Source organism: Streptomyces sp. NPDC030862 (genome assembly GCF_055571835.1).
In genome coordinates, this window is sequence record NZ_JBVIEN010000002.1 from 675,519 (window position 1) to 691,435 (window position 15,917).

A 15,917-nucleotide genomic window follows, 5' to 3' on the forward strand; every position below is an offset into this window, starting at 1 on the left:
GAGGGGGGAGGGAGTACGTACCGCCCCGGGGTTGAGCTAACGGAGCAGGCTGCCCTGGAGCTCGGCTCTGAGGTCCGGGGTCAGAACGCTGCCGGCCCGGTCGACCAGCAGCGTCATCTCGTAGCCGACGAGGCCGATGTCGCAGTCGGGGTGCGCGAGCACCGCCATGGAGGAGCCGTCCGAGATCGACATGATGAAGAGGAAACCGCGTTCCATCTCCACCACGGTCTGCGCGACCGGCCCGCCTTCGAAGATCCGCGACGCCCCCGCGGTCAGCGAGGTCAGCCCGGACGCCACGGCCGCGAGCTGGTCCGCGCGGTCGCGGGGGAATCCCTCCGACATGGCCAGCAGGAGGCCGTCGGCCGATACCACCACGGTGTGGGATACGCCGGGGGTGTTGTCCACGAAGCTGGTGATCAACCAGTTCAGGTTCTGCGCGGCCTGGCTCATCGGGCTCAACTAGCGCTCCTGCGGGTGAGTGGGGCCGATATTGAAGCTGCCAGTCGTCGAGCCGCCGGCTTGGCGGCCCTGCTGGATGCCCCGGCGGAGGTTGGTCAGCCGACCGCGCACGTCGTCGGGCGCGCGCGAGACCTGCGGACCGGACTGGTGCTGCTGCTCCTGCGCGGTACCCGGCACCAGGTTGGCGCGCGGCACCCGCTTGGGCAGGCCGGACGTGGTGACGCCGCCGGCCGCGGGCTTGCGGACCCGCTCGGCCTGGCGCACCAGTTCGTCGTTGGGGGACGTACGCCAGGCGGCCGTGGTGGCCGCGTCCGGCCGGGCGGCCGCGCGCTGCTGCTGGGCCGGCTGCTGCGGTACGACGGGGACGGGGACCGTCTGGTCGTGCGCGGCGAACCGGTCCTGCTGCTGGTGGTGCTGCTGCTGGGACTGGTGCTGCTGGTGCTGGCCCTGCTGGTGCGGCTGCTGGGCCTGCTGACCGCCCGGCTGGGCCTGACGGCCGTCCTGCTGCGCGGAACCGTGGAACCAGTTGGTCTCCAGGGTGTCGTACAGCGGCGTGCGACCGTCACCCGACTGCGGAGCGGCCGGCAGCGCGTACTGACCGGTGGCCTCGGGCTCCTCGTGGCCGCGCGGCGCGTCCAGCGGCGTGGTCCGCTGCTGCGGGGGCACGGGGGCCTGGTCGCTGCCCCAGCTGGTGGTCTGCGGGCGCGAGGGGCGCTGCGGCTGCTGCTGGGCCGGCTGCTGGGGCTGGCGTGCCTGCTGCGGCTGCTGCTGCGGGGAGCCACCGGGCAGTTCGGCGCGCGGACCGCCGGCGGTTCCGGGCAGCTGCTGCTGCCGGCGCCGGGCCGGCTGCTGGCCCTGCTGCCGGCCCCGCTGGGGTCCGGCCTGCGGGGCGTTCGCCTGCGGGGCCTGGGTGTTCTGCCAGATGTCCGAGCGGGTCGGGATGCCCCCGGTCGCGGGGTCGCCGGCGCCGTTGAACGAGCCCGTGAGGCCCGCGTCCTGACGCTGCGGTTCCTGCGGCTGCGGCTGCGGGGACTGGGGCTGCTGCGGCTGCTGGTACTGGGTCTGCTGGGGCTGGTTCGGCCGGGCGTGCTGGCCCTGCCGCGCAGGCTGCTGACCGCCGGGCTGACCGGGCTGACCGGCCTGCGCCGTCCGGCCCGCGGAGCCCGCGCCCACCTGACCGCGCGCCGCACCGGCACCGGCTCCGGCGCCGAGGCCCGCACCGGGGCCGCCCTGGCCGCCGGGACCACCGGTCAGGCCGGGCCGACCGCCACCGGCCGCACCCGGGCCGCCGGGCAGACCCGCCCGGCCGGCGGCCGGGCCCTGCGGCATCGCGCCCTGGCCACCGGGGCCACCGGGACCGCCCGGACCGGGCTGACCGCCCTGGCCCGGCTTGCCCGGGAGCTTGCCGCCCTGGGCGACGTCCACGGGGAGCATGACCAGTGCCGTCGTACCGCCCGAGTCGGACGGCCGCAGCTGGATGCGGATGCCGTGTCGCAGGGACAGGCGGCCGACCACGAACAGGCCCATGCGGCGGGAGACCGACACGTCCACGGTGGGCGGCGACGCGAGCCGCTCGTTGATCGCGGCGAGGTCCTCGGGGGAGAGGCCGATGCCGGTGTCGTGGATCTCGACGAGCACGCGCCCGTCGGGCAGGGCGTGACCGGTGACGCGCACCTTGGTCTGCGGCGAGGAGAACGACGTGGCGTTCTCCAGCAGCTCGGCGAGAAGGTGCACGAGGTCGTTGACGACGCGGCCGGCGACCTCGGTCGCCGGGACCGAGGCGAGTTCGATGCGCTCGTACTGCTCCACCTCGGACGCGGCGGCGCGGAGCACGTCGACGAGCGGGACGGGCCGGGTCCACCGGCGCCCCGGCTCCTCACCGGCGAGGACGAGCAGGTTCTCACCGTTACGGCGCATACGCGTCGCGAGGTGGTCGAGCTTGAAGAGCGAGGACAGCTGGTCCGGGTCGGCCTCGCGCGACTCCAGCTCGGAGATGAGCGACAGCTGACGCTGGATCAGACCCTGGGAGCGGCGCGAGAGGTTGGTGAACATCGCGTTGACGTTGCCCCGCAGCAGGGCCTGCTCGGCGGCGAGGCGGACCGCCTCGCGGTGCACGTCGTCGAAGGCCGCGGCCACCTGGCCGATCTCGTCCCGTGAGTGCACACCGACCGACTCCACGGACGTGTCCACGTCCTGCGGGTCGGACTCGGACAGCTGCTTGACCAGCTCGGGCAGGCGCTCCTGGGCGACCTTGGTCGCGGTGTCCTGGAGGCGGCGCAGCGAGCGGATCATGGAGCGGGCCACCACGAAGGCGCCGATCAGCGAGACGCCGAGGACCAGCAGGATCAGCGCACCGTTGATGATGGCGTCGCGCTGCTCCTCCTGGCGCAGCTCACGGGCCTTGGTGTCCATCTCACCGAGCAGCTGGAACTCGATGCGCTTCATGGCCGTGATCTTGGAGTCGTACTCGTCGGTCCAGTCCAGGTAACCGCGCGGCGGCTGGGTCCCCATGCCGTTGGCGTCGTTCAGCACGCGGTCCGCGTACTTGTCCGCCTCGACGATGTTGGGGTTGCCGGTGTTGAGCGGGGCCAGCAGCTCCGTGGCGTCGCCGCCGGAGGACGAGTAGATCGCCTGGAAGGACTGCAGGGCCGCGCGCTCGTTGCTGCGGGCGGCCTGGCCGTAGAGGCGGTCGTTCGGGTTGAGGTTGCCCTTCTCCCGGTCGCTCTTCGGCAGCGCGGCGGCGATGATCGCGCGCTGGATGGACGCGTACTCCTTGGCGGACGAGAACGCCGCCAGCGCACGCGTGCGCTTGATCATGTCGGGGTTGCTGGTCGCCTGGGCCATGTCCTGCGAAAGGCTCAGCAGCGACTCGATCAGCCGGCTGTAGCGCTCGACCGTCTGCGAGTCCTGCACGCCTTCCTTGTAGGCGTCCTTGCGGATGTCCCCGAGGGTGATCACCTGGGTGGCGATCTGGTTCACGTTCGACCGGATCGACTGCAGGGCCTCGTCGTCCTGGGTGTCACCGATCTCCTCGGTGGCGTCCAGGAAGGCCTTCTGCGCGAGGTCGGCCGTCTTGCGCTTCTCGGTGATCTTGTAGTCCGAGCTGATCGGACCGTCCGCGTCGGTGCGGTTGGAGAGCGGGCCCGCCGTCAGGTCGCGCTCCTCCTGGAGCGCCTGGGCGAGGTCGGTCGCCTCTTTGGTGAGCTTGGTGAGCAGCTGCATGTGGTCCAGCTGCTCCATGTCGTTCATGGACTCGTTGATACGGAGTCCACCCAGCGTGGTCGCGGCGACCACGGGCAGGGCGAGCAGGGAGACGAGACGGGTGCTGATGCGCCAGTTGCGCAGGGCTATTCGGGAGCCGGTGTCGTTCGGCCCGGCGCTCTTGCCCTTGGCGCCCTTCGCGGCCTTGGTGCCCTTGACACCCTTGCCCTTCGGAGCGGCCGGGGACTCGGAGCCGCCCGGTGCGGCACTCCCGCGTCCGGCGCGGCCGGCGCCGTCACCGGCGGCCGCCTGTCCGGGGTTCTGGGTGCGCTGGGGTGAGGAGCCGCGGTCGGTCCCGCCGCGCGGCTCCTGCTCCGCCGCAGCTTCCCCTCGGCCCTTGCGGGCCGGGGGAGACCCCATGCCATCCCTCTTGAAACGTCCCTGCACTAGCGTCGCAACCTCTGGACCAGGCGTCCCTCCGCGTGAACGGAAAGGACGGTGTCGGCGTCGTGGAGCGCGAGTCGCGCTCCATGGTGGTCGTGAGTGACCGGCGCAGATCCCCTTCCCGCCGCCGCTTCGGCGCTGCGTTGCGCCCGCTGCGCGCCGGTCTGATTCCGCGGCGGTGCGTGGAATTCCAGCACAGTGCCGGAACTCCAACAAGGGCGACGGTACCCACCCCGGGCCCGGTCGCGGAGTGTGCGCGGACCCTCACCGTATGTGGAAGCCGTTAGGGGAGGAAACGGACTTCAGCGGACGAGTCGCTTACGGGCGGGGGGTGTCCTAGTCGCCATGATCAGGAGCGGAATGAGCGCTTCACATGTGCAATGTCCGTTTTCACTGGTCCAACCAGCGGCCTGAAAGGTCCGGATTGTCCCTGGTGTCGTGAGCAAACTCACATATAGATCGGTGCCTCTTACCGCTATGGGCGGGGAATCGAATGTTTAGCCTGACGCTTTACATAGACACCCGTTCTGTAAACCCCTACCTGCCGAGGTCCGACCCACCGATGAAGACGACGATGATCATCCGCTCCATCGCCAACCCCCGCCGCACCACCCTGGCGCACCTGGCCGACGCCGGTGAGCTCGCCCAGGGCGTGAAGCCGGAGCACCCGACGGACCTCCCGGCCAGCACCGCCAACCCGCGGCGCACGACCCTCATGGACGCCCCGGTCCCCGCCGCGCGGTAATCCGGCAGGTCGGCCGCGCCTCCCGCGTTAGCCTGGAGCGTCAGACTCCAGTCACCAGCGGAAGTAAGGGGCACGGCATCCCGTGCGCATCGCCAGGTTCTCCATCGACGGCAATGTCGCCTTCGGCGCGGTCGAGGGCGACGCCGCCCCCGGCACCGAGGGCGGTCTCGTCCTCGACATCATCAAGGGTATTCCGTACGGGGACTTCGAACTCAGCGGGACCAAGGTCCCGCTGAGCAAGGTCCGCCTCCTGCCGCCCGTCCTCCCGAACAAGGTCGTGGCCATCGGCCGCAACTACGCGGAGCACGCCGCGGAGCTCGGCAACGAGGTCCCCGACGTCCCCGTCGCCTTCTTCAAGCCCACCACCTCGGTGATCGGCTCCGGCGACGCCATCGAGTACCCCACCTTCTCGAACGAGCTCCACCACGAGGCGGAGCTCGCCGTCGTGATCGGCCGCATGTGCCGCGAGGTCCCGCGCGAGCGCGTCAAGGACGTCGTCTTCGGCTACACCTGCGCCAACGACGTCACCGCGCGCGACGTCCAGCAGCGCGAGAAGCAGTGGGCCCGCGCCAAGGGCTTCGACACCTCCTGCCCGCTCGGCCCCTGGGTGGAGACCGACCTCGACCCGGGCGACCTCACGATCCAGTGCACGGTCAACGGCGAACAGCGCCAGCTGGGTCGTACGAGCGACATGATCCGCTCGGTCGAGGACCTGGTCGTCCACATCACCGAGGCCATGACGCTGCTCCCCGGCGACGTCATCCTCACGGGCACCCCGGCCGGAGTCGGACCGCTCAACGTCGGCGACGAGGTCGCCGTCACCATCGAAGGCATCGGCACTCTCACCAACAAGGTGATCAAGCGTGGCTAACGCGATCCGCGTACGTTTCTGTCCCTCGCCGACCGGCAACCCCCACGTGGGCCTGGTCCGCACCGCCCTGTTCAACTGGGCCTTCGCCCGGCACCACCAGGGCACCATGGTCTTCCGCATCGAGGACACCGACGCGGCCCGCGACTCGGAGGAGTCCTACCACCAGCTCCTCGACTCGCTGCGCTGGCTCGGCCTCGACTGGGACGAGGGCCCCGAGGTCGGCGGCCCCCACGCGCCGTACCGCCAGTCGCAGCGCATGGAGATCTACCGGGAGATCGCCGACAAGCTGCTCGCCGGCGGCTACGCGTACCGCTGCTACTGCACCGCCACCGAGCTCGACGAGCGCCGCGAGGCCGCCCGCGCCGCCGGCAGGCCCTCCGGCTACGACGGCACGTGCCGCGACCTCACCGCCGAGCAGAAGGCGGCGTACGAGGCGGAGGGCCGCGAGTCGATCGTCCGCTTCCGGATGCCCGACGAGCCGATCACCTTCACCGACCTGGTCCGCGGCGAGCTCACCTTCACCCCGGAGAACGTCCCGGACTACGGCATCGTCCGCGCCAACGGCGCCCCCCTCTACACGCTCGTCAACCCCGTCGACGACGCGCTGATGGAGATCACCCACGTCCTGCGCGGCGAGGACCTGCTCTCCTCCACCCCGCGCCAGATCGCCCTCTACAAGGCGCTGATGGAACTGGGCGTCGCCAAGACCATCCCCGCCTTCGGCCACCTGCCGTACGTCATGGGCGAGGGCAACAAGAAGCTCTCCAAGCGCGACCCACAGGCCTCGCTGAACCTCTACCGGGAGCGCGGGTTCCTCCCCGAGGGCCTGCTGAACTACCTCTCGCTCCTCGGCTGGTCCTTCTCCGCCGACCAGGACGTCTTCACCATCCCCGAGATGGTCGAGAAGTTCGACATCGCGGACGTCAACGCCAACCCGGCCCGCTTCGACCTGAAGAAGGCCGAGGCGATCAACGCCGACCACATCCGCCGCCTGGACGTGAAGGCGTTCGCCGAGGCCTGCGAGCCCTGGCTGCGCGCCCCGCACGCCCCCTGGGCCCCGGAGGACTTCGACCGCGCGGCCTGGGAGGCCATCGCGCCGCACGCCCAGACCCGTCTGACCGTGCTCTCCGAGATCACGCAGAACGTCGACTTCCTCTTCCTCCCGGAGCCCGTCGAGGACGAGGCGTCCTGGCAGAAGGCCATGAAGGAGGGCTCCGACGCCCTGCTGCGCACGGCCCGCGCCAAGCTGGAGGCGGCGGACTGGACCAGCCCCGAGTCCCTCAAGGAGGCCGTCCTCGCCGCCGGCGAGGAGCACGGCCTCAAGCTCGGCAAGGCCCAGGCCCCGGTCCGCGTCGCGGTCACCGGCCGCACGGTCGGCCTGCCGCTCTTCGAGTCCCTGGAGATCCTCGGCAAGGACCGCACGCTGGCCCGCATCGACGCGGCCCTGGCGAAGCTCGGCGCCTGACCCCGTCCCGGCGGTACCGTCGGGACATGCCGATCCGCGCGGTCCTCTGGGACATCGACGACACGATCTTCGACTACGCCAGCGCCGACCGCGCCGGAATGCTGCACCATCTGAAGGCCGAGGGCCTGGTGGACGGATACGACTCCGTCGACCAGGCCCTCGGTCGTTGGAAGGAGCTCACCACGCACCACTGGCGCCGCTTCGAGGCCGGTGGCGTGGCCTTCGAGGACCAGCGCCGGGACCGGGTGCGCGACTTCGTGGGGCGGCCGCTGAGCGACGCCGAGGCCGACGAGTGGTTCCAGCGGTACCTGCGGCACTACGAGGCCGCCTGGGTGCTCTTCCCGGACACCCTGCCCGTGCTGGACGTCCTGGCGGCCGACTACCGCCACGCCGTCCTGTCGAACTCCAGCATCCACAACCAGGACCGCAAGCTGCGGGCCCTGGGCGTGCGCGACCGGTTCGAGGCACTGCTGTGCGCGGTCGAGCTGGGCGTCGCCAAGCCCGCGCCGGAGGCGTTCCACGCCGCCTGCGACGTCATGAACCTGCCGCCCGAGGAGGTGGCGTACGTGGGGGACCAGCCCGACATCGACGCCCGGGGCGCCGTCGAGGCGGGCCTGAAGGGCATATGGCTGGATCGCACGGGGGTCGGCGGGCGGCCCGAGCTGATCAGGATCACCGGCCTCGACCAGCTCCCCGGGCTGCTCCGCAGGCTGCGCGGCGATACCCGTTTTGGAGCCCAGGACACCTTCGGGTAATGTTCTTCCTGCGCCGAGGGGAGCGGGCCGAAAAGCCCGAAACTCCAGAGCGTAACCCGAACAAAACCCTCGCAAGGGGGTTGAGTTTTGGTGGCCTATGGTGTAATTGGCAGCACGACTGATTCTGGTTCAGTTAGTCTTGGTTCGAGTCCAGGTAGGCCAGCTCGCAGAGCTCATCTGCAAAGCCCCCGTTGTGTAGCGGCCTAGCACGCTGCCCTCTCAAGGCAGTAGCGCCGGTTCGAATCCGGTCGGGGGTACAGATCCTTCCCGCGTGACCGCCTGGGTAGCTCCCATGGTCACGATGCAGGATCGCTAGGGCCCCCGTTGTGTAGCGGCCTAGCACGCCGCCCTCTCAAGGCGGTAGCGCCGGTTCGAATCCGGTCGGGGGTACCAACTGGTCTAAACCACCAGTGGCCTATGGTGTAATTGGCAGCACGACTGATTCTGGTTCAGTTAGTCTTGGTTCGAGTCCAGGTAGGCCAGCGGATCGTACAGCGTACAGATCTTGCCCCCGTTGTGTAGCGGCCTAGCACGCCGCCCTCTCAAGGCGGTAGCGCCGGTTCGAATCCGGTCGGGGGTACGCACAGAAGAAGCCCTCCCCAGCAGGGGAGGGCTTCTTCGCGTTCCTGGTGAGAAGGGACAACTCCACCCCACCGCTGCGGCGTTGAAGCGGCGGGGTCGGAGAGGGAAGCAGGATCAGCCGGAGCGGCGCAGCGCCTCGGTCAGGCGGGCGGCCGCGTCGATGACCGCCTGGGCGTGCATACGCCCCGGGTGGCGCGTCAGACGCTCGATCGGGCCCGACACGGACACGGCGGCCACCACGCGGTTCGACGGGCCCCGGACGGGCGCCGAGACGGACGCCACGCCCGGCTCGCGCTCGCCGATCGACTGGGCCCAGCCGCGGCGCCGTACGCCCGACAGGGCCGTCGCCGTGAAGCGGGCGCCCTGGAGGCCGCGGTGCAGCCGCTCCGGCTCCTCCCAGGCCATGAGGATCTGGGCCGAGGAGCCGGCCTTCATGGTGAGCGTGGAGCCGACCGGCACGGTGTCCCGCAGACCGGACAGCCGCTCCGCCGCGGCGACGCAGATGCGCATGTCGCCCTGGCGCCGGTAGAGCTGCGCGCTCTCCCCGGTCACGTCACGCAGATGAGTCAGTACCGGTCCGGCCGTGGCCAGCAGGCGGTCCTCACCGGCCGCGGCGGCGAGCTCCGCCAGCCGCGGTCCGAGGATGAACCGGCCCTGCATGTCCCTCGCCACCATCCGGTGGTGTTCCAGTGCCACGGCAAGGCGATGTGCCGTGGGTCGTGCGAGCCCGGTCGCCGCGACCAGCCCGGCGAGGGTGGCCGGACCGGACTCCAGGGCGCTCAGAACCAGAGCTGCCTTGTCGAGAACGCCGACGCCGCTAGAGTTGTCCATGCAACGATATTCACGTCTCACTCTGTGAAACGCAAGTTCAATTTTCCAGGGAACTTGCGACCCTGTACTCACGGCCCGCGGACCAACGGGTCCCAAGCCGGCGTCCGGCACGTGGAACGGGGTACGGACGCGGGCCCCACAGATCTCTAGAGGTGCCGGCCCAAGACGCCGGCCGGAGGGAAAGCGATGGGTAGGACTCTCGCGGAGAAGGTCTGGGACGACCACGTCGTCCGGCGCGCCGAAGGCGAGCCCGACCTCCTCTACATCGATCTGCACCTGCTGCACGAGGTGACCAGCCCCCAGGCCTTCGAGGGGCTCCGCCAGGCGGGCCGGCAGGTGCGGCGGCTCGACCTCACCATCGCCACCGAGGACCACAACACGCCGACCCTCGACATCGACAAGCCCATCGCCGACCCGGTCTCCCGGGCGCAGCTGGAGACCCTGCGCAAGAACTGCGCCGAGTTCGGGGTCCGCCTGCACCCGCTGGGCGACGTCGAGCAGGGCGTCGTCCACGTCGTGGGACCGCAGCTGGGCCTGACCCAGCCGGGCACCACCGTGGTCTGCGGTGACTCCCACACCTCCACGCACGGCGCCTTCGGCGCTCTGGCGTTCGGCATCGGCACCTCCCAGGTCGAGCACGTGCTGGCCACCCAGACGCTGCCCATGGCCCGCCCGAAGACCATGGCGATCACCGTGGAGGGCGAGCTGCCCGAGGGCGTCACCGCCAAGGACCTGATCCTGGCGATCATCGCCCGGATCGGCACCGGCGGCGGCCAGGGCTACGTCCTGGAGTACCGCGGTTCCGCCATCGAGAAGCTCTCGATGGAGGCCCGGATGACCATCTGCAACATGTCGATCGAGGCCGGCGCCCGCGCGGGCATGATCGCCCCGGACGAGACCACCTTCGCCTACCTGAAGGGCCGCCCGCACGCCCCGCAGGGCGAGGACTGGGACGCGGCGGTCGCGTACTGGAAGACGCTGAAGACCGACGACGACGCCGTCTTCGACGCCGAGGTCGTCATCGACGCCGCCGCGCTGTCCCCGTTCGTCACCTGGGGCACCAACCCCGGCCAGGGCGCCCCGCTTTCGGCGAACGTCCCCGACCCCGCTTCGTACGAAGACGCTTCGGAGCGGCTGGCGGCGGAGAAGGCCCTGGAGTACATGGGGCTGACCGCCGGGCAGGCGCTGCGCGACATCAAGGTCGACACCGTCTTCGTGGGCTCCTGCACCAACGGCCGCATCGAGGACCTGCGCGCCGCGGCGGGCATCCTGGACGGCCGCAAAGTCGCCGACGGCGTACGGATGCTGGTGGTCCCCGGCTCGGTCCGGGTGGCCCTGCAGGCCGTCGAGGAGGGCCTGGACAAGGTCTTCAAGGAGGCCGGCGCCGAATGGCGGCACGCGGGCTGCTCCATGTGCCTGGGCATGAACCCCGACCAACTGGCGCCCGGTGAGCGTTCCGCGTCCACCTCCAACCGCAACTTCGAGGGCAGGCAGGGCAAGGGCGGCCGCACCCACCTGGTGTCGCCGCAGGTCGCCGCCGCCACCGCGGTGCTGGGCCATCTGGCCTCGCCCGCCGACCTGTCCGAAGCCCCCGCGACCGCCGGAGTCTGAGCAACCATGGAAGCCTTCACCACCCACACCGGCCGGGCCGTTCCGCTGCGTCGCAGCAACGTCGACACCGACCAGATCATCCCGGCGCACTGGCTGAAGAAGATCACCCGTGACGGGTTCGAGGACGGGCTGTTCGAGGCCTGGCGCAAGGACCCCGAGTTCGTCCTCAACCGCCCCGAGCGGCAGGGCGCCACCGTCCTGGTGGCCGGCCCCGACTTCGGCACCGGCTCCTCGCGCGAGCACGCCGTCTGGGCGCTGCAGAACTACGGTTTCAAGACCGTCATCTCGTCCCGCTTCGCGGACATCTTTCGCGGCAACTCGCTGAAGAACGGCCTGCTCACGGTCGTCCTCGACCAGAAGGTCGTGGACGCGCTGTGGGAGCTCACCGAGGCCGACCCGCAGGCCGAGATCACCGTCGACCTGCAGGACCGCCAGGTGCGCGCCGAGGGCATCGTCGCCGACTTCGAGCTCGACGAGAACGCCCGCTGGCGACTGCTGAACGGCCTGGACGACATCAGCATCACCCTGCGGGAAGAGTCCGACATCGCGGCGTACGAGGCGAAGCGCCCCGCGTACAAGCCGCGGACCCTCCCGGTCTGACCCACCACGCCCCCTTCCGGTGCCCCCGGCCGATCGACGGCCGGGGGCACCGGTGTGTGCGCCCTCCGGCGGCCCCTCCAGGTTGGCGTGAAAGTGACCTTGCCGGGCAGTGGAATGACGTGCGCGGGGCCATCCGGCTGACACCTCCCGCGTGTGTCGCGGCTTCTCCGGCGCCGCCTTTCCGGTGCGGCGCGGCGCACCCCAACTCCCCCCGTACAAAGGGGGTTTGGCGTCCGGCCCGGGGGTACCCGAATGCCGTCCGGGCAAGCGGTGAAAGGCCGTTGGGGCATGACAGTTACCCCCTACGGAGGCGACAACTCGCCCCAGATGGCACAATCGGTGCATGGAACGCGACAGCCAACTCCAGCTCTACGAGGCGGTCGCAGCCCGACTGAAAGAAGCGCACACCCGCGTGCGCGCACTGCAAGTCCCGGAGGGCGTAAGGATGGCGCTGTCCCGGAAGCTGTTGGCCATCACGGCGGCGGCGAAGCACGATCTCGCAGGCGCCGCACAGCGCCTGGACCGGTTGATGAAGGACCTCGACGAGGGCCGATTCCCTGAAGGTGACTAACACTCCGAACTCCGCAGCCGCCTACTTCGTTGCGGCACTAGGGTGATTAGCCCGTTTCGTGTTTGATTTGCGGTATATATCTGCCTAACGTGCGAAAAAGCTTGAACACTTTCGTTCCGGCAATGTCTCCGAAGGGGAAGACGTGAACAAGGCGCAGCTCGTAGAAGCGATTGCCGACAAGATGGGCGGTCGCCAGCAGGCCGCCGATGCCGTCGACGCGGTGCTCGACGCGATCGTGCGTGCCGTGGTCGCCGGTGACCGTGTCTCGGTCACCGGCTTCGGCTCGTTCGAGAAGGTGGACCGTCCGGCCCGCTACGCCCGCAACCCGCAGACCGGTGAGCGCGTACGGGTGAAGAAGACCTCGGTTCCCCGCTTCCGCGCAGGTCAGGGCTTCAAGGACCTGGTGAGCGGCTCCAAGAAGCTGCCCAAGGGCGGCGAGGTGGCGGTCAAGAAGGCGCCCAAGGGCAGCCTTTCCGGCGCGCCGCCCACCATCGCCAAGGCCGTGGGCAAGAAGGCCGCCGCCAAGAAGACCACCGCCGCCGCGGCGAAGAAGACGGCGGCCGCCAAGAAGGCGACCCCGGCGAAGAAGACCACGGCCACCGCCGCGAAGAAGACCACCGCGAAGAAGGCCCCCGCCAAGAAGACCACCACGGCGGCGGCCAAGAAGGCGACCCCGGCGAAGACCACCGCCGCCAAGAAGACCGCGCCGGCGAAGAAGGCCACCGCGAAGAAGGCCCCCGCCAAGAAGACGACGGCCCGCAAGACCACCGCCAAGAAGACCACCGCCGCGCGCAAGTAAGCGCCGCAGGCCCACCGGGCCCCTCACGCGCCGGGCCGGGCTCCCAGAAGGGGAGCCCGGCCCGCGGTGCGTCGTCGAAGGCCCGGTCGGCCAGGCCCGGACGTCAGGTCCGGTCGGTCAGAACGTCTGCAGTGTGATCAGCGTGATGCGGAGGGAGTCGCCCTCGCCCTCCGTCTCGATCCGTACCCGCTGCCCCGGACGCAGCAGCCGCAGACCGCCGGCGTCGAAGGCCGGGGCGGCGAAGGGCACCGGCGTACCGTCGTCGAGGAGGACGCTGCCGCTGCGGGATTCGGGGTCGTACGTGTACGCGGTGGCCTGCATGGACCGCAGCCTATCCGCCCGCTCGCACGACGCGGGCCGGAGGTTCGCCCACGGGCCAGCGTTCGGCGGTACGCGGGCCCACGCCGAGCTCCAGGGCGGCCCGCAGATCCGCGCCGGTGTCCACGTCCCGGCGTACGGACACCACGCCGGCCGGCGGAATTTCCACCGCGCCCGTCGACAAATGGCGGAGCCTGGACGCGCCGCCGAAAGCCGGGCGCAATTCCATTCCGGGCGCGGCCGCCAGCAATGTCGTACCGATTTCGGCGGCATCCGTCAGAAATGCCCGCGGGAATTGCCCCGCCATTCCCAGGACCCGGCCCAGCTCCGCCGGGCGCAGCGCCGGCAGATCCGCGCTGAGGGCCGCGACCGGAGCGCCGGGGCGCCGCGCGCGGGCCACGTCCGCTCCGTACGCCAGTGCGGCGTTCAGGCCCGCGGCCGGGGTGTCCGGCACCACGGCGGCCCCCAGCGCACCCAGCGCCTCCGCCGCCAGCGGATCGTCCGTGACGACCACCACATCCCGCACCGCCGGACAGGACAGCGCCGCGGCCACCGTGTCCTGCGCGAACGCCAGCGCGAGCCGGGGCCTGAGCAGGGGGCCGACGGCGTCGGCGAGCCTGCTCTTGGCCAGCGGCAGGGGTTTCAGGGGTACGACCAGGGACCAGGGGCCGGTCGGACCGGCCGGTCCGGTGGTGTTCGCGGGGAGCTCTCCGTCCTTGCGCATCGCGCCCATTGTCCACAGCCCGGACGGTCGCTGTCCGAGGCGGGGCGTACGGTGTTCTCGACAGACCAGGGGCCTGGGGCGACACTTGACCCCCGGCAAAGCAGCCCAGAGGAAGGTGTCCGAGTGTCCCGCCGCAGAATCGGCTTCTGGTACCGCCTGGCGGCGGTCATCGCAAAACCACCACTGGTGGTTCTGTTCAAGCGGGACTGGCGGGGAATGGAGCACATTCCGGCCGAGGGCGGATTCATCACCGCGGTCAACCACAACTCCTATCTGGACCCGCTGTCGTACGCCCACTACCAGTACAACACCGGACGGGTCCCGCGTTTCCTGGCGAAAGCCGGGCTCTTCAAGGGCTCCTTCGTCGGCATGATGCTGACCAACACCGGACAGATCCCCGTCTACCGCGAGACGACCAACGCCCTGGACGCCTTCCGCGCCGCCGTCGCCGCCATCGAGCGCGGCGAGTGCGTCGCCTTCTACCCCGAGGGCACCCTGACCCGCGACCCCGACATGTGGCCGATGGCCGGCAAGACCGGCGCCGCGCGCGTCGCCCTGCTGACCAAGGTGCCCGTCATCCCGGTCGCCCAGTGGGGCGCCAACTTGGCGATGCCGCCGTACGCCAAGGAGAAGAAGCTCCGCCTCTTCCCGCGCAAGACGCTGATCGTGCAGGCCGGGCCGCCCGTCGACCTCGACCGGTTCTACGACAAGGAACCCACGCCCGAGGTACTGCGCGAGGCGACCGAGGCCATCATGGCGGCGATCACCTCCCTGCTGGAGGAGGTCCGCGGGGAGAAGGCCCCCGACCAGCCGTACGACCACCGCAAGGCCCGCCTGGAACAGCGGCGCAGGGCCGCAGGGGAGGAAGCGAAGTGACACACCCCGACTCGGCAGGCCCGGCCCCGCGGCAGGCACCCGCCGGTGCGCCGGAGAAGGCGCCCGTCAAGGCGGCCGTCTTCGGAACCGGCTCCTGGGGCACGGCTTTCGGCATGGTCCTCGCCGATGCCGGCTGCGAGGTGACCCTGTGGGGCCGCCGCCGGGAGATCGCCGACGCGATCAACACCACCCGCACCAACCCGGACTACTTCCCGGGCGCCCGGCTCCCCGACTCCGTACGCGCCACCACCGACCCCGCCGAAGCGGCGCACGGCGCCGACTTCGCGGTCCTGGCCATCCCCTCCCAGACCCTCCGCGGCAACCTCGCCGACTGGGCCCCCAAGCTGGCCCCCGGCACGGTCCTGGTCTCCCTGATGAAGGGCATCGAACTGGGCACGGCCAAGCGGATGAGCGAGGTCATCGAGGAGGTCGCCGACGTCTCCCCGGACCGCATCGCCGTGGTCACCGGCCCCAACCTCGCCAAGGAGATCGTCGCCCGGATGCCGGCCGCCGCCGTGGTCGCCTGCCGCGACGAAGCGGTCGCCCGCCGCCTCCAGGCCGCCTGCCACACCCCGTACTTCCGCCCGTACACCAACACCGACGTCATCGGCTGCGAACTCGGCGGCGCCGTGAAGAACGTCATCGGGCTGGCCGTCGGCATCGCCGACGGCATGGGCCTCGGTGACAACGCCAAGGGTTCCCTCATCACCCGGGGCCTCGCCGAGACCACCCGGCTCGGCATGGCCATGGGCGCCGACCCGCTCACCTTCTCCGGCCTCGCCGGCCTCGGCGACCTCGTCGCCACCTGCTCCTCCTCCCTCTCCCGGAACCACACCTTCGGCTTCAACCTCGGCAAGGGCATGACCCTCGAGGAGGCCGCCGCGGCCACCAAGCAGACCGCCGAAGGCGTCAAGTCCTGTGAGTCCGTGCTGGATCTGGCCCGGCGCCACGGCGTCGACATGCCCATCACCGAGACCGTCGTCGGCATCGTCCACGAGGGCAAGCCGCCGATCGTCGCCCTCAAGGAGCTGATGTCGCGCGCCGCCAAGCCCGAGCGGCGCTGAC

General features: G+C 70.7%; 15 protein-coding genes and 5 tRNA genes. 15 read left to right on the forward strand and 5 right to left on the reverse strand.

Annotation, left to right across the window (positions count from 1 at the left end; translation table 11 throughout):
- Positions 1-36: 36 nt before the first annotated feature.
- Both ACZ42X_RS07290 and ACZ42X_RS07295 read right to left on the reverse strand, forming a co-directional pair.
- Positions 37-450 carry a roadblock/LC7 domain-containing protein gene (locus ACZ42X_RS07290; RefSeq protein WP_361419743.1) on the reverse strand — a complete coding sequence of 138 codons (414 nt, stop codon included), beginning with the start codon at positions 448-450 and terminating at the stop codon, positions 37-39.
- Between the two features lie 9 nt (positions 451-459).
- A complete protein-coding gene (locus tag ACZ42X_RS07295; protein WP_468285213.1) occupies positions 460-4,080 on the reverse strand; it encodes a sensor histidine kinase in 3,621 nt (1,206 codons plus the stop codon).
- 586 nt (positions 4,081-4,666) lie between these two features.
- On the opposite strand from ACZ42X_RS07295, the gene ACZ42X_RS07300 reads away from it, so the two are divergent.
- The 9 genes from ACZ42X_RS07300 to ACZ42X_RS07340 all read left to right on the forward strand — a co-directional run bounded on the left by ACZ42X_RS07300 (position 4,667) and on the right by ACZ42X_RS07340 (position 8,520).
- Positions 4,667-4,849, forward strand: coding sequence for a hypothetical protein (locus ACZ42X_RS07300; protein WP_361428148.1), 183 nt, complete (start codon positions 4,667-4,669; stop codon positions 4,847-4,849).
- Between the two features lie 82 nt (positions 4,850-4,931).
- A complete protein-coding gene (locus tag ACZ42X_RS07305) occupies positions 4,932-5,720 on the forward strand; it encodes a fumarylacetoacetate hydrolase family protein (protein ID WP_468285217.1) in 789 nt (262 codons plus the stop codon).
- A complete protein-coding gene (gltX, locus tag ACZ42X_RS07310; RefSeq protein WP_468285220.1) occupies positions 5,713-7,185 on the forward strand; it encodes a glutamate--tRNA ligase in 1,473 nt (490 codons plus the stop codon). Before ACZ42X_RS07305 ends, gltX begins: the two co-directional genes overlap by 8 nt.
- Before the next feature lie 26 nt (positions 7,186-7,211).
- Entirely contained in the window at positions 7,212-7,940 is a 729-nt protein-coding gene (locus ACZ42X_RS07315; RefSeq protein WP_468285222.1) for an HAD family hydrolase, read from the forward strand.
- Positions 7,941-8,031: 91 nt separating this feature from the next.
- Positions 8,032-8,103, forward strand: a tRNA-Gln gene (locus ACZ42X_RS07320).
- 21 nt (positions 8,104-8,124) lie between these two features.
- Positions 8,125-8,197: transfer RNA gene (locus ACZ42X_RS07325), tRNA-Glu, on the forward strand.
- Between the two features lie 60 nt (positions 8,198-8,257).
- Positions 8,258-8,333, forward strand: a tRNA-Glu gene (locus ACZ42X_RS07330).
- Positions 8,334-8,351: 18 nt separating this feature from the next.
- A tRNA-Gln gene (locus ACZ42X_RS07335) sits at positions 8,352-8,423 on the forward strand.
- A gap of 24 nt (positions 8,424-8,447) precedes the next feature.
- Positions 8,448-8,520: transfer RNA gene (locus ACZ42X_RS07340), tRNA-Glu, on the forward strand.
- 116 nt (positions 8,521-8,636) lie between these two features.
- Here ACZ42X_RS07340 and ndgR read toward each other — a convergent pair.
- Entirely contained in the window at positions 8,637-9,353 is a 717-nt protein-coding gene (gene ndgR, locus ACZ42X_RS07345) for an IclR family transcriptional regulator NdgR (RefSeq protein ID WP_355356330.1), read from the reverse strand.
- A gap of 186 nt (positions 9,354-9,539) precedes the next feature.
- On the opposite strand from ndgR, the gene leuC reads away from it, so the two are divergent.
- The 4 genes from leuC (at position 9,540) to ACZ42X_RS07365 (ending at position 12,934) form a co-directional block, all read left to right on the forward strand.
- Positions 9,540-10,964, forward strand: a complete 1,425-nt coding sequence (leuC, locus tag ACZ42X_RS07350; RefSeq protein WP_468285225.1) for a 3-isopropylmalate dehydratase large subunit — start codon at positions 9,540-9,542, stop codon at positions 10,962-10,964.
- A gap of 6 nt (positions 10,965-10,970) precedes the next feature.
- Entirely contained in the window at positions 10,971-11,564 is a 594-nt protein-coding gene (gene leuD, locus ACZ42X_RS07355; protein WP_468285228.1) for a 3-isopropylmalate dehydratase small subunit, read from the forward strand.
- Between the two features lie 343 nt (positions 11,565-11,907).
- Positions 11,908-12,135: an SCO5555 family protein gene (locus ACZ42X_RS07360; RefSeq protein ID WP_361428138.1), complete on the forward strand. Its 228-nt coding sequence runs from the start codon at positions 11,908-11,910 to the stop codon at positions 12,133-12,135.
- A 142-nt stretch (positions 12,136-12,277) separates the two neighbouring features.
- Entirely contained in the window at positions 12,278-12,934 is a 657-nt protein-coding gene (locus ACZ42X_RS07365) for an HU family DNA-binding protein (RefSeq protein WP_468285231.1), read from the forward strand.
- A gap of 117 nt (positions 12,935-13,051) precedes the next feature.
- Here the strand turns inward: ACZ42X_RS07365 and ACZ42X_RS07370 are convergent, their stop codons facing one another.
- Complete coding sequence (locus tag ACZ42X_RS07370) at positions 13,052-13,255, reverse strand: hypothetical protein (protein ID WP_361428134.1); 204 nt, start codon at positions 13,253-13,255, stop codon at positions 13,052-13,054.
- 10 nt (positions 13,256-13,265) lie between these two features.
- Positions 13,266-13,976: a 2-phospho-L-lactate guanylyltransferase gene (cofC, locus tag ACZ42X_RS07375; RefSeq protein WP_468285234.1), complete on the reverse strand. Its 711-nt coding sequence runs from the start codon at positions 13,974-13,976 to the stop codon at positions 13,266-13,268.
- Positions 13,977-14,099: 123 nt separating this feature from the next.
- On the opposite strand from cofC, the gene ACZ42X_RS07380 reads away from it, so the two are divergent.
- Together ACZ42X_RS07380 and ACZ42X_RS07385 are read left to right on the forward strand one after the other, a co-directional pair.
- Positions 14,100-14,852 carry a lysophospholipid acyltransferase family protein gene (locus ACZ42X_RS07380; protein ID WP_361428130.1) on the forward strand — a complete coding sequence of 251 codons (753 nt, stop codon included), beginning with the start codon at positions 14,100-14,102 and terminating at the stop codon, positions 14,850-14,852.
- Positions 14,849-15,916: an NAD(P)H-dependent glycerol-3-phosphate dehydrogenase gene (locus tag ACZ42X_RS07385; protein WP_468285237.1), complete on the forward strand. Its 1,068-nt coding sequence runs from the start codon at positions 14,849-14,851 to the stop codon at positions 15,914-15,916. Before ACZ42X_RS07380 ends, ACZ42X_RS07385 begins: the two co-directional genes overlap by 4 nt.
- Position 15,917: the final 1 nt, after the last annotated feature.